Consider the following 12,546-nt stretch of genomic DNA (forward strand, 5'->3'; position numbering starts at 1 on the left):
GGCCAGCGCGCGGCCAGCGCGGCGGGCGCCAGCAGCGTGTCGACCGCGGCCGCCTGCAGCGCATGGCCCAGCTGCTCGGGCGTGAAGAACAGCGGCAGCGGCACATGGACCACCTCGGCCAGCGCTGCGGCCAGGTCGGCAATGACCCAGGCCGGCGAGTTGTCCATCAGAGTGGCCAGCACCCGCGTGCCCCCGGCCCGGAGGCGGCGCGCCAGGCCATGGGCGGCGCTCTCCAGCGCCTCGCGGGCCCAGGTCTGGCGCCCATCCTCCAGCGCGGCGCCGGGCCCCAGCAGCAGCCCGCTCATGAGGCCTCCCTGGCTGCACGATCCGCACGACGACGGGCCAGCTGCTGCAGCGCCTGCGGCAGATGGCCGGCCAGCACGACCGGGCGGTGTTCGTAATAGCTGCCCCACAGCCGCGCCTCGTCGGGCTCCAGCACGGCCGGGTCGGCCAGGCCCAGGGCCAGCGGCGTGACGCCGATGCGCAGGAACAGATGGCGCAGCTCGGTGGTCAGTGTGCTGACCACCCACTCAAAACCCTGCTCGGCCAGGTGCGGCCCCATCAGCATGATCAGGCGCCGGCCCTCGCCGGAGCGGGCCGCGGCCAGATGGCCGACCTCGACGATGCGCCCGCGTGCCGGCGTCGCCGCGCCGGCCTGGCGGGCCAGCAGCTGCTCGATAGGCGCCGCCAGATAACGCTCCAGGAACAGCGTCTCGCTGGCGGGCCGGTAGCCGGCGGCCGCAACGATGTGCTCGCCGCTCTCGTCGCACAGGCTCAGCAGCAGCGGCGCGAACTGCCGCAGCGTGGCGCCGAAGCGCTGGGCATAGATGGCGGCGATGAAGGCCTCGACGGCCTTGCGGCCGGGCTCGCCGGGCCGATGCAGCCGCAGACGCGAGCCTGCCGCGAGGGGCGCCGCAGCCGACGTTCGGGTGTCGGAGCACGGGGGCGGGAAACAACAGGCAGCGCTCAGCAAGTTCACTCCTTCGCAAACCCGCCAGGGGCGGCGGGTCGGTATGGGAGCGGATGCTCGGGGCTGGCGATTAAGCGTGCATTAAGCGAGAAGAACCGGTCCGGGCGCCGCGCGGGTAGGACAAGGGCTACAGCCGCAGGCGGGGCCGTCCGCTTCGCGGCGAGCGCTGCGGGGACGATGCTGAGCCCTGTTCACGGCAAACCTGGAGACGCTCATGACACAGACCGCCCTCATCACCGGCAAGGTCGAGTACCGCGAAGGCGACGGCCCCAGCATCGTGATACGCAAGGGGCCGATCGAGGTCCAGACCACCCGAGCCGACGCCACGCTGAGCTGGGTCGACGGCGAGACCCATGGCTCGGCGGCGATACCGCTGGGCGATTTCAAGCGCTTCGTCGCCAAGGGCCTGATCAAGATGGGCGATGAGATTCCGCCGGCTTGATTGATCTGGCTCAAGGCCCACGCGGCCGCAATGCCTAGACTGGCCTGCACCGGCACCATCCATCGCAGGGAGCCCCGATGAGCTATCGCAGCCTTCTCGTCCACCTGGATCAGACCCCGCAATGCACCGAGCGCAGTCGCCAGGCCATCGCGCTGGCGCAGCGCATGGAATGCCATCTGGTCGGCCTGGCGCCCACCGGGCTGCTGAATTTCCCGGTTGTTCCCGAGGCCGGCGCGGCGCTGGCCGAGTTCAACACCATGGCCTGGGAGCTGCTGCAGCAGCAGGCCGATCAGGCCGNCGCCCACCGGGCTGCTGAATTTCCCGGTTGTTCCCGAGGCCGGCGCGGCGCTGGCCGAGTTCAACACCATGGCCTGGGAGCTGCTGCAGCAGCAGGCCGATCAGGCCGCCGCGCTGTTTCGCGCCGCCTGTGCCGCCGCTGGTCTGCGCTCCTGCGAGGTGATCGTCGACCCGGCGGACAGCGCGTCCTCGCTGGTGCGCCATGCCCATTGCTCGGACCTGCTGCTGATGAGCCAGCCCGACCCCGACAGGCCCGGCCACACCCAGGCGCGCGCCGTGCTCGAGCAGGTCCTCTTGCACAGCGCCCGCCCCACCCTGCTGCTGCCCTATGCGGCCAGCTTCAAGACCCTGGGCCAACGCGCCCTGGTGGCATGGGATGACAGCCGCGAGGCCGCACGCGCCCTCAATGATGCCCTGCCGCTGCTGCGTCAGGCGCAAAGCGTGCAGCTGCTGAGCTGGCGTGAGAGCCTGGAGGATGAAGACCTGCGGCCGCGGCTGGCGGCGCTGCAGCAATGGCTGGCCTGGCAGGGCGTGGCCGCCGAGGCCCGCGAGGAACGCAGCGAGATCGGTGTGGCCGAGGCCCTGCTGTCGCGCGCGACCGATCAGGACGCCGACCTGATCGTGATGGGCGCCTATGGCCACTCGCGCTGGACCGAGCTGGTGCTGGGCGGAGCCACACGCGGGCTGCTGGACGCGATGACGGTGCCGGTGCTGATGTCGCACTGAGGCCTGCGGCCCTCAGCGCGGGGGCGCGGCCAGGTCGCGCAGCCGCTGGTGGGCCGCGTCCTGCGGATCCGCCGGCACGCTCTGCCGCGCGCTCAGGTAGCGGGCGCTGAACACATCCAGATAGGCCTCCAGCGTCTGCGCGGCGTGCAGATCGCCGGCCAGGGCCAGGCATAGCGCGGCCACTTCCGAGGTGCAGAAATGGTGCTCGTGGCTGGAGCGGCGCAGGCGGTAGCGCGAGAGCTGCTCGGGCCTCAGGCTCAGTACCGGCAAGCGGTCCAGATAGGGGCTTTTGCGGAAGATCTTGCGCGCCTCGGACCAGGTGCCGTCCAGCAGCACGAACAGCGGGCGGCGCCCGTCGGACGACGGCGGCGCGGGCTCGCTGACCACCCGCTCGGGCGCCGCCACGAACTCGCCGGGAAACACCAGATAGGGCTGCCACTGCGGATCGGCCAGCAAGGCCGGCAGCGCCGGATCAACAGCGACGCGGGACCAGGCGAAAGCGTGGGTCTGCGGAAGCACATCGGCCACCAGCCAGCCGGTGTTGCTGGGCTTGAGCGGCTCGAACTCGGCCATGATCAGGCACAGGGCCGAGCGCGGCGGTGCCGCCAGCTGCGGCCGCAGCGCACACATGCAGTGGCTGGGAATCAGGCGGCAGCGCGCACAGCGCTCCTTGCGGGGCGTGCCGCGATCGAGATGAGGGCGGGTGCTGCTGTGCGCGAGGCAGGCGGCACGCAGGCGGGAAACGGCATGGGGCATGCCGGGCAGTCTAGGGGCTGCCGGCGCCCCGGCTCAATCGCTCCAGCTGAGCATGGGGCCGAGCCGGCGCTGCGCGATGAAGACCGCCTCGCGCAGCGACAGCGCGGCACCGCCGTTGTGCCAGTCGGCATGGGGCAGGTCGAAGAGCACGTAGTAGCAGTCGGCGACGCGGTCGCGCGCGAGCTCGGGCGGGTCGTCGTCATCGCCGCTGCCCATGAGCAGGTGGTGGTGCACGATGCGGACATGGCAGGCGCTGACCCCGCCATGAAACCACAGGCCCTGCTTGACGCAGGGCAGGCGCTCGAGATCCTTGTTGTCCAGGTCTTCGGCCTCCATTGGGGGTCGCTGTGCGACTCAGGGGCTGAACAGTTCTGATGAAGGACCTGCAAGCAGGTAGGGGCGCGGCCGGTTCTTGATCCTCGCCCTGCCCGTCTTATTCAGGCCCGCCGTGCAGCGTATCAAGGCTTGCATGACCCTGTCGACCTATGTCGCCGACTTGCCGGCGCGCGAACAGGGAGTGTCGGCCGACTGGATGCTGGCGCCCCGGCGACACCCCTGTTCAGGCCTTCACTTCGACCACCTGCTCGAAGCCGCCGAAGATCATGCGTTTGCCGTCGAAGGGCATCGGCGGGTTGCCGGGTGTGGAGGGATCCATGCGCGGGTCTTCCATCATCTTCTTCATGCCTGCGTCGCGCGTGGCCTTGTCCGGCCATTCGACCCACGAAAAAGCCACCGTCTCCTCGGCCGTGGCCTGGACTGCGCGGCGGAAGTCGGTGACTTTGCCGTCGGGAACATCGTCGCCCCAGGCTTCGATCACACGGATCGCGCCGAGCTCGATGAATAGCGAATCGAAATGACGCGCGTGCTCTATGAACTGCTGCTTGTTGGCGGTGGGGACCGCGATCACGAAACCATCGATGTATGGCATGTCTTCACTCCTGTTCAGTTGAACGCTCGGCGCGCCCACCTGAGGGGGCGCCTCGCATCCCATCGACGAATGACCGGCATCCATATCGACATAGCACGCCGGCAGGGAGGACAAGCCTATTCGGAAGAATGACAGCCGGGTCAGCCGTCGCGGCGCCCTCAGCGTAGACGCTTCGCCCTTGCAGGTCACGCTCGAGCGTGCCGGACGGCCGTTTCGCTGTGGCGGCTCACTCGACCGCGCGGCAAAGCAAAGCTGAGATGTGATCGGGCTCGGGCTCGGACTCGAGCATTCTGCGCTCAGGAGCCACGCGAATTCCGGCCCGCTGCCCCCTGATCTGGACTGACGCCTGATCGCCCAGCCTGTGTCCATCTTGGAGACGCTGCGCCCTGCCTGGGCCGCCGCCACGGCGGCAAGGAAAGGCGAAAAGGGTAAACCGCCTCAAGCGGAACCCGACTGGGTACCCTTCTTTCACCGCAAAGCCTGAATTTGGCCGCAAGAATCTTCCCATCGCCTCGACCCCTTGTGGCTATCCCCGATGAACAATGGGGCCCAAGGCAACCGAGCACCCAGAAGATTCCCCGGCACATATTCGATAAAACATGACCCATTGACACGAATGATTTGACTCATAAAATGATCGAATATCATCCACAGGAGTCATTAGTTATGAGCTCTGACGCAGCAAAGGAATTCGGCGCCATCCAGGCCATCCACGGCGCGCTTGCGCCGCTCGACGAAGAAGCCCAGATGCGCGTCCTGACGTACATCGCAAGCCTGCTCGGGATCAACCCGAAGTTCGCTGGCGGTCGCGCCGCACCCCATGCCGCGTCCCCTGCGGCGGACACCGCCCCTACGGCCGGCAACGAGCCCGAGTCAGGTGGTGCGGATGCGACGCCGAAGAGCCCAGCGACTTACGGCACGTTCGCGGAGCTCTACGCCGCAGCCAATCCCAAGACCAATGCAGAGAAAGCGCTGGTGGTTGGCTACTGGCTGCAAGTCTGTGAGGCGGCCGAGAGCTTCAACGCAGCCCAGGCCAACAAAGAGTTGACGCACCTCGGACACAAGCTCGCGAACATCACCGACGCGATTGACCAGATGAAGAACCAGAAGCCGATGCTCATGCTGCAACTCAAGAAGAGCGGCAGCAGCCAGCAAGCGCGCAAGCTCTACAAGGTCAGCCACGAAGGCATCAAGCGCGTGGAGGCAATGATCCGTGGATGAGGCCCGCCTCGCAGATGCGCTGAAGGGCCTGCTCGGCCCTACTCTGTCTGCCGATTTGGCTGCCGATCTAGTGAAGATTCGACGCGACTGTGCGACTCGAACACTTGAGCGCGCCGGCCCCGGGAAGTTCGTGGAGACATTCGTTCAGTGCCTTCAGTTCATCGACACCGGGACATTCGAGGCAAAGCCGAGTGTCGATGACTACCTTGGCAAGAAGGTCGAGAACACCGCGTTGCACGAAGGGCTCCGTATCTGCGCGGCTCGCGTTGCGCGCTCGATGTACACCTTCCGCAACAAGCGAAACATCGCACACAAGAACGACGTTGATACGAACAGCCACGACTTGGCCTATGCCCACCAAGGTGCGGCCTGGATAACGGCCGAACTGCTTCGCCATGCCACGGGCATCTCAATGCAGGCAGCCGGGGCGTTGATCGCGCTGGTGCAGGCTCCCGTCGGCACGCTTGTCGAGGAGATCGCCGGCACGCGGCTCATTCACGCCGATGTTCCGGTGAAGGCTGAAATCCTGATCCTTTTGCATAGCCACTATCCGGACGTGACGCCTGTGGACTCGGTGCTTAAGAGCCTGAGCCGCCGCAGCCCCGGTACGGTCCGCAATCGCCTGCGTGACCTCCATGTCGAGAAGCTCGCTCATGGAGATGCCAAGGCGGGATACCGACTGACACAAGCCGGTCACGCGGCAGCGGTGGCGGAAATCAAGGCGCTGACCCTCTAGCAGCGAACCCCGCCGAACCCCATCCGGGGTCCGATTCGGGGTCCAATCAGAACTGGACCAACGCGCCAACCTGCACGCAAGCCCTTGTCCTGATTGATTTATTTTTGGTAGGCCGTGCAGGACTTGAACCTGCGACCAAAGGATTATGAGTCCTCTGCTCTAACCAACTGAGCTAACGGCCCCCTGGGGGAATACCGGCCTTGCACCGGAAACCGCGCATTGTATAGGCGCGGTCGCGACCTCTGCCCGATGCGCTGCGCGGCCTGTTCGTCTACTTCTGCGACAGCGCGTTCGTCACCATCCGCGAGGTGATGTCGACGATCTGGATCATGCGGTCGTACGCCATACGGGTCGGGCCGATCACGCCGAGGGTGCCGACCACCTGGCCGTCGACCTCGTAGGGGGCGGAGACGATGGACAGCTCCTCGAAGGGCACGACTTGGCTCTCGCCGCCGATATAGATGCGCACACCCTCGGCGCGGCTGGAGACATCGAGCAGGCGCATCAGCTGGGTCTTCTGCTCGAAAACATCGAACAGGCGGCGCAAGCTGCCCATATCGTTGCTGAAGTCCTGCATCGTCAGCAGATTGCGTTCGCCGGAGATCACGACGCGCTCTTCCTCGTGCTCCAGCGCCTCGGTGCCGACCTGCACGGCCGCGCTCATCAGCCGGCCGATCTCGCCGCGCAGCGCATCGACCTCGCTCTTGATGCGCTCGCGCACCGCCTCCAGGCTCAGGCCGGCATAGTGGGCATTGAGCCGGTTGCTGGCCTCGGCGAGCTCGGGCTGGGTCAGGTCTTGCGCGGTGAAGATCACGCGGTTCTGCACATCGCCGTCGGGCGAGACCATGATGACCAGCACCCGGCGTTCGCCCAGGCGCAGGAACTCGATGTGATGGAACACGCTGGGCTTGCGCGGCGCGGTGACGACGCCGACAAAGCTGGACAGATTGGACAGCAGCTGGGCCGCGCTGGCGATCACGCGCTGCGGCTGGTCGGGCTGCAGCTGCGAGCTTTCGATGGGCCGCAGGTCGGCGCCGACGATGGAGGCGGGCTGGGCCGTCAGCATGGTGTCGACGAACAGCCGGTAGCCACGCGCGGTCGGGATGCGGCCGGCGCTGGTGTGCGGGCTGGCGATCAGACCCAGCTCCTCCAGGTCGGCCATCACATTGCGTATCGTCGCCGGGCTCAGCTCCAGGCCCGAGGCCTTGGACAGCGTGCGCGAACCCACGGGCTGGCCGTCCGCGATATAGCGTTCGACCAGGGTTTTCAGCAGTGATTTGGAGCGCTCGTCGAGCATGGTTTTCATTGTACGGACTACCGCGCCCGAGTCAGCGTGTGTTCACATCGCTGTGGTGTAATTCTGCGCATGGCCAAGCGTTTTCAACATGTCGCGATCGTGGGCAAGCATCAGGCCCGGGGTATACGCCCGGTACTCGAGGAAATTGCCGACTTCGTGACCGGCCTGGGGCTGGATGTCTCGCTGGAGCGCGACACCGCGCTGAATACCGGCATTACCGACTTCGAAGCCCTGTCCAACGAGGAGATGGGCGCGCGCTGCGACCTGGCCATCGTCGTCGGCGGCGACGGCACGATGCTGGGCTTTGCCCGCGAGATGGCCCGCTACGGCACGCCGCTGGTGGGCATCAACCAGGGCCGGCTGGGCTTCATCACCGACATCTCGGTCGAGAAATTCCGCGAGGCGCTGGCGCCGATACTGGCCGGCGACTTCGAGATGGAGCAGCGCGCAATGCTGGAAGGCGCGGTCTGGCGCGACGGCGAGGTGATCTTCTCGGGCCTGGCGCTCAACGATGTGGTGGTCAGCCGGGGCGCGACGGCCAGCATGGTGGAGATCAAGGTCGATGTGGGCGACGAGTTCGTTGCCAATATGCGGGCCGACGGCGTGATCGTCGCCTCGCCCACCGGCTCGACCGCCTACTCGCTGTCCTCGGGCGGGCCCATCCTGCACCCCAGCATCGCCGGCTGGGTCTTGGTGCCGATTGCCTCGCATGCCTTGTCCAACCGCCCCATCGTGCTGCCCGATACCGGCGAGGTCAGGCTGGAGATCGTGGCCGGCCGCGATGCCAGCGTCAATTTCGATATGCAAAGCCTGGCCAGCCTGCTGCACGGCGACCGCATCACGGTGCGGCGCTCGGCCCACAAGGTCTGCTTTCTGCATCCGCAGGGCTGGAGTTATTACGCGACCTTGCGCCGCAAGCTGCGCTGGTACGAGGGAGTGTCCTGATGCTGCGCCGACTGAGCCTGCGCGATTTCGTCATCGTGCCGGAGCTGGAGCTCGACTTCGCCGGCGGCTTCGCCGTGCTCACCGGCGAAACCGGCGCCGGCAAGTCCATCCTGGTCGATGCCTTGCAGCTGGCGCTGGGCAGCCGTGGTGACGCCGGCGTGGTGCGCGAAGGCGCGGCGCGGGCCGAGATCAGCGCCGAATTCGACTGCCCGGCCCGTCTGAACAGCTGGCTGGACGAGGCCGGCTTCGACAAGGGCGACAGCCTGCTGCTGCGCCGCGTCATCGATGCCCAGGGCAAGAGCCGCGCCTGGATCAATGGCAGCGCGGCCACCGTGGCCCAGCTGCGCGAGACGGCCGACAGCCTGCTCGACATCCATGGCCAGCATGCCTGGCAAGGCCTGACCCGCCCGGCCTCGGTGCGCGCGCTGCTGGACGCTTTCGCCGGCCTCGACAGCGCGCCGCTGGGCCAGGCCTATGCGCAATGGAAGCTGCTCAGCGAACGGCTGGAGGCCGCGCAGACCCGCTCAGGCGAGCTGGGCCGCGAGCGCGAACGCCTGGCCTGGCAGATCGACGAGCTGGCCAAGCTCTCGCCCGGCGCCCACGAGTGGGACGAGCTCAATAGCGAGCACCAGCGTCTCTCGCATGCCGCCGCGCTGATGGAGGGCGCGCGAGCCGCGCTGGAGGCCATCGAAGGCGGCTCCGGCGAGGCCGAACAGAGTGCCGAGAGCCTGACCGAGCAGGCGCTGGACAAGCTGCAGCAGGTGCTGGACTACGACAGCACGCGCCTGGCACCGGCGGTCGAGGCGCTGCAGGGCGCGCAGGCCCAGCTGCGCGATGCGGCACACACCCTGTCCACCTATCTGCACGGCGCTGATCTGGAGCCCGAGCGGCTGCAGGAACTGGACGAGCGCCTGTCGGCCTGGATGAGCCTAGCGCGGCGCTACCGCCGCCCACCGGCAGAGCTGCCGGCCCTGCTCTCGCAATGGCGGGCCGAGCTGGCGGCGCTGGACGAGGCCAGCGATCTGGCCGCGCTGGAGAAAAGTCTGACTGCGGCCCGCAGTGCCTTCGAGCGCGAGGCCAGGCGCGTCAGCCAGGAACGCGGCAAGGCCGCGCCCCAGCTGGCCGCCGCCGTCACGCAGGCGATGCAGCAGCTGGGCATGGCCGGCGGCGCCTTCGAGGTGGCCTTGCTGGCGCAAGACCAGCCGCAGAGCTTCGGCCTTGAATCGGTGGAATTCATGGTGGCCGGCCATGCCGGCAGCACACCGCGGCCGTTGGCCAAGGTGGCCTCGGGCGGCGAGCTCTCCCGCATCGCGCTGGCGATCGCGGTGACGACCAGCCAGCTTGAGCAGGACGGCGCGGGCACGCTGATCTTCGACGAGATCGACGCCGGCGTCGGCGGCGCGGTGGCCGAGACCGTGGGCCGGCTGATGAAGCAGCTGGGCCGCGAGCGCCAGGTGCTGGCCGTCACCCACCTGCCCCAGGTGGCCGCCTGCGCCGACCATCACTACCTGGTCTCCAAGGCCTTGCGCGCCGGCACCACCGCCAGCGAGGTGCAGGCCATTGCCGGCGAGACCCGGGTGCAGGAGATCGCCCGCATGCTGGGCGGCGAACGCCTGTCCTCGGCCAGCCTGGCCCATGCGCAGGAGATGCTGGCGCTGTCGGCGACGGGCGCACCGCGCGGCCAGCAAGATATCAAGAACAGGACGACGAAATCATGAGTGGCACGGTTCCGCAAAGCGATGTGGTGCTGGTCACCGGCATGGCCGGTGGCGGCAAGTCGGTGGCCATGCATGCGCTGGAGGACGCGGGCTTCTTCTGCGTCGACAACCTGCCGCCCGAGCTGCTGACCCCTTTCCTGGCGGTCGAGAAGCAGCGCGGTGAGCGCCGGGTCGCGATCGCGGTCGATGTGCGCAGCGAGGGCTCGCTGCCGCATCTGCTGCCGCTGATCAAGCAGCTGCGCGGCGAAGGCGTCGCGGTGCGCTCGATCTTTCTGGACGCCAATGACGAGACCCTGGTGCGGCGCTTCTCCGAGACCCGCCGCCCTCACCCGCTGCGCAGCGGGCAGCGCGACGCGGGCAGCGATGGCGGGGATGCGCACCGCGCCCTGCTCGACGCGATCTCGCTGGAGCGCGAGCTGCTGGCCGCGCTGCGCGTCGAGTCCACCGTGATCGACACCAGCCTCTTGCGCGCGGCCCAGCTGCGCGCCTGGGTGCGCGATCTGGTCTCGGTCAAGGGCGAGTCACTGACCCTGGTGTTCGAGTCCTTCGCCTTCAAGCATGGCGTGCCCAGCGATGCAGACTTCGTCTTCGATGTGCGGGTGCTGCCCAACCCCTATTACGACCGCGAGCTGCGCCCGCTGACCGGCCGCGATGCGCCGGTGGCCGACTATCTGCAGGCCCAGCCCGAGGTCAATCTGATGCTGGGCCAGATCAGCGGCTTTCTGCGCCAGTGGCTGCCCAATTTCGCCGCCGACCAGCGCAGCTATCTGACCGTTGCGATCGGCTGCACCGGTGGCCAGCACCGCTCGGTCTATCTGGTCGAGACCCTGGCCCGGCAGTTCGCCAGCCACGGCCATGTGCTGAAGCGCCACCGCGAGCTGGACGCCAAGTAGTCGCTCAGACGGCCCGCGATTCCTCGTCGCGGGCCGACATCAGCACCAGGGCGACGACGGTGACGACCGGGAACAGCAGCACCATGCCCACCGTCCAGCCCAGCAGCGGCCGGCCATCACGCTTGAGCGCCAGCGCCATATAGGTCCAGTGCGCGATCAGGCTGGCCGCCAGGCCCAGGGCCAGCAAGGTCATCTTGGCGCCGTTGACATCGTCTTCGGAGGCGCCGGCCGAGATCAGGAACCAGAGGCAGCAAGCCGCCACCAGCAGGGCGATCAGGGCGGATTCGACAGCGCTTTTGACCAGGGGCTTCATGCTTCGATGGATGATGGAATGCGGTGGCGCAGCATACGCCTAGACGATCAGCTTTTTCAACGGTGCCGGCAGCGCATAGTCAGCCAGCTTCTCACGCGCCACCCAGCGACCCGAGCCGACGACGGCCGCGCTGTCGAGCACGGCGCGGCGCGGATGCAGCACCCAGTCGAAGTGCGTCAACGCATGCTCGACCCTGGGCATCACCTCCAGCTCGGCGCCGACCAGCCGGGCCTGGCTCAGCATCGCCTGCTCGTCGTCGAACATCGGCAGCGTCCACAGGCCGGCCCACACGCCGGTGTCGGGGCGCTGCTGCAGCAAGACCTGACCCTCATGCTCCAGCCACAGCCACCAGTTCTCGCGCCGGCCGCGCTTGAGCTTTCTGGTCTTGACCGGGTAGCGCGTCGGCTCGCCCTCGGCGCGGCCACGGCACAGCTCGCTGACCGGGCATAGCAGGCACTGCGGCGCGCGCGCGGCGCACAGGCTGGCGCCCAGATCCATCAGGCCCTGGGTATAGGCGCCGATATCGGCGGCCGCTGTAGGCAGCAGATCCGTCGCATGCCGCCACAGCAGCTTCTCCTGCGCGCTGCTGGCCATATCGCCGTCGAAGGCCAGCAGCCGGCTCAGCACCCGCTTGACGTTGCCGTCCAGGATCGCGACCCGCTCGCCGAAGCAGAAGGCAGCGATCGCTGCGGCGGTCGAGCGGCCGATGCCGGGCAGCTCCTGCAGCTGCGCCGCGCTGGGCGGGAACAGGCCGCCGTGCTGCTGAGCCACGGCCACCGCGCAGCGATGCAGATTGCGTGCGCGGCTGTAATAGCCCAGGCCGGCCCACATCGCCAGCACCTCGTCCAGACTGGCCCCCGCCAGATCGACGACGCTGGGAAAGCGTTCGAGAAAGCGCTGGTAATAGCCCAGCACCGTGCTCACCTGGGTCTGCTGCAGCATGATCTCGGACAGCCAGACGCGGTAGGGGTCGCGGGTGTTCTGCCAGGGCAGGGCATGGCGGCCGTGCTGGCGCTGCCAGGCCACCAGCACAGCGGCGAAGTCGGCGGGCAGGACTATTTCTTTTGACATGAGGGACAGAAAAAGGTCGAACGCTGACCCTGAACGATGCGGCGTATCGGCGTGCGGCAGACCCGGCAGGGCTCGCCCTCGCGACCATAGACCTGGGCCTGCATCTGGAAGCTGCCGGCCACGCCGTGGGCGTCCTTGAAGTCGCGCAAGGTTGTGCCGCCGGCCTCCAGCGCCGCGCCCAGCACCTGGCGCACTGCGGCGGCCAGGCGTGCGCAGCGCGGGCCGCTGAGGCG

At 67.9% G+C, this 12,546-nt stretch carries 16 protein-coding genes and 1 tRNA gene; 7 read left to right on the plus strand and 10 right to left on the minus strand.

All coding sequences use genetic code 11. From position 1 onward, the window contains the following. Nucleotides 1-305: AMP-binding protein (locus tag PO768_RS25120; RefSeq protein WP_272648225.1), on the minus strand; the 305-nt coding region annotated here is incomplete at its 3' end. Further along, on the minus strand, nt 302-973 hold the full coding sequence (locus tag PO768_RS25125) for a thermostable hemolysin (protein WP_272648226.1): 672 nt from the start codon (nt 971-973) through the stop codon (nt 302-304). The genes PO768_RS25120 and PO768_RS25125, both read right to left, overlap by 4 nt. 211 nt (nt 974-1,184) lie before the next feature. Here PO768_RS25125 and PO768_RS25130 point away from each other — a divergent pair, with 211 nt between their 5' ends. Both PO768_RS25130 and PO768_RS25135 read left to right on the plus strand, forming a co-directional pair. Further along, nucleotides 1,185-1,412 carry a hypothetical protein gene (locus tag PO768_RS25130; RefSeq protein WP_262970109.1) on the plus strand — a complete coding sequence of 76 codons (228 nt, stop codon included), beginning with the start codon at nt 1,185-1,187 and terminating at the stop codon, nt 1,410-1,412. A 366-nt stretch (nt 1,413-1,778) separates the two neighbouring features. Beyond that, nucleotides 1,779-2,435 carry a universal stress protein gene (locus PO768_RS25135; RefSeq protein ID WP_272648227.1) on the plus strand — a complete coding sequence of 219 codons (657 nt, stop codon included), beginning with the start codon at nt 1,779-1,781 and terminating at the stop codon, nt 2,433-2,435. A 12-nt stretch (nt 2,436-2,447) separates the two neighbouring features. Here PO768_RS25135 and PO768_RS25140 read toward each other — a convergent pair whose 3' ends face one another. From PO768_RS25140 to PO768_RS25150, 3 genes are all read right to left on the minus strand, one after another. Then, nucleotides 2,448-3,191: a tRNA-uridine aminocarboxypropyltransferase gene (locus PO768_RS25140; RefSeq protein ID WP_272648228.1), complete on the minus strand. Its 744-nt coding sequence runs from the start codon at nt 3,189-3,191 to the stop codon at nt 2,448-2,450. Between the two features lie 33 nt (nt 3,192-3,224). Beyond that, nucleotides 3,225-3,527, minus strand: a complete 303-nt coding sequence (locus tag PO768_RS25145; protein WP_272648229.1) for a hypothetical protein — start codon at nt 3,525-3,527, stop codon at nt 3,225-3,227. Nucleotides 3,528-3,750: 223 nt separating this feature from the next. Next, the gene (locus tag PO768_RS25150) at nt 3,751-4,119 is read right to left on the minus strand and encodes a DUF1428 domain-containing protein (protein WP_262970113.1); all 369 of its coding nucleotides are present in this window, start codon (nt 4,117-4,119) and stop codon (nt 3,751-3,753) included. Nucleotides 4,120-4,785: 666 nt separating this feature from the next. Here PO768_RS25150 and PO768_RS25155 point away from each other — a divergent pair. Both PO768_RS25155 and PO768_RS25160 read left to right on the plus strand, forming a co-directional pair. Further along, complete coding sequence (locus tag PO768_RS25155) at nt 4,786-5,340, plus strand: hypothetical protein (RefSeq protein ID WP_272648230.1); 555 nt, start codon at nt 4,786-4,788, stop codon at nt 5,338-5,340. Continuing rightward, entirely contained in the window at nt 5,333-6,076 is a 744-nt protein-coding gene (locus tag PO768_RS25160; protein ID WP_272648231.1) for a hypothetical protein, read from the plus strand. The genes PO768_RS25155 and PO768_RS25160 overlap by 8 nt, the downstream gene beginning before the upstream one ends. A 105-nt stretch (nt 6,077-6,181) precedes the next feature. Here the strand turns inward: PO768_RS25160 and PO768_RS25165 are convergent. Together PO768_RS25165 and hrcA are read right to left on the minus strand one after the other, a co-directional pair. Further along, nucleotides 6,182-6,258, minus strand: a tRNA-Ile gene (locus PO768_RS25165). An 89-nt stretch (nt 6,259-6,347) separates the two neighbouring features. After that, nucleotides 6,348-7,373 (minus strand): heat-inducible transcriptional repressor HrcA, encoded by a 1,026-nt coding sequence (hrcA, locus tag PO768_RS25170; protein WP_137943771.1) that lies wholly within the window; start codon nt 7,371-7,373, stop codon nt 6,348-6,350. Between the two features lie 69 nt (nt 7,374-7,442). Between hrcA and PO768_RS25175 the strand changes: the two genes are divergently transcribed. Genes PO768_RS25175 through rapZ form a run of 3 tightly spaced genes read left to right on the plus strand, consistent with a single transcriptional unit; the run spans nt 7,443 to nt 10,929 of the window. Beyond that, on the plus strand, nt 7,443-8,318 hold the full coding sequence (locus PO768_RS25175) for an NAD kinase (protein ID WP_137943761.1): 876 nt from the start codon (nt 7,443-7,445) through the stop codon (nt 8,316-8,318). Beyond that, nucleotides 8,318-10,036, plus strand: a complete 1,719-nt coding sequence (gene recN / locus PO768_RS25180; RefSeq protein ID WP_272648232.1) for a DNA repair protein RecN — start codon at nt 8,318-8,320, stop codon at nt 10,034-10,036. The genes PO768_RS25175 and recN overlap by 1 nt, the downstream gene beginning before the upstream one ends. After that, entirely contained in the window at nt 10,033-10,929 is an 897-nt protein-coding gene (rapZ, locus tag PO768_RS25185) for an RNase adapter RapZ (protein WP_272648233.1), read from the plus strand. The genes recN and rapZ overlap by 4 nt, the downstream gene beginning before the upstream one ends. A 4-nt stretch (nt 10,930-10,933) precedes the next feature. On the opposite strand, the gene PO768_RS25190 is transcribed toward rapZ, so the two are convergent. The 3 genes from PO768_RS25190 to PO768_RS25200 all read right to left on the minus strand — a co-directional run. Next, a complete protein-coding gene (locus PO768_RS25190; RefSeq protein ID WP_272648234.1) occupies nt 10,934-11,242 on the minus strand; it encodes a hypothetical protein in 309 nt (102 codons plus the stop codon). 39 nt (nt 11,243-11,281) lie between these two features. After that, nucleotides 11,282-12,313: an A/G-specific adenine glycosylase gene (gene mutY, locus PO768_RS25195; RefSeq protein ID WP_272648235.1), complete on the minus strand. Its 1,032-nt coding sequence runs from the start codon at nt 12,311-12,313 to the stop codon at nt 11,282-11,284. After that, nucleotides 12,298-12,546, minus strand: a 249-nt coding sequence (locus tag PO768_RS25200) for a zinc finger domain-containing protein (protein WP_336297785.1), incomplete at its 5' end; no start/stop codon positions are given. The genes PO768_RS25200 and mutY, both read right to left, overlap by 16 nt.

It is taken from the genome of Paucibacter sp. XJ19-41, assembly GCF_028462495.1.
GTDB lineage: Bacteria > Pseudomonadota > Gammaproteobacteria > Burkholderiales > Burkholderiaceae_C > Roseateles_E.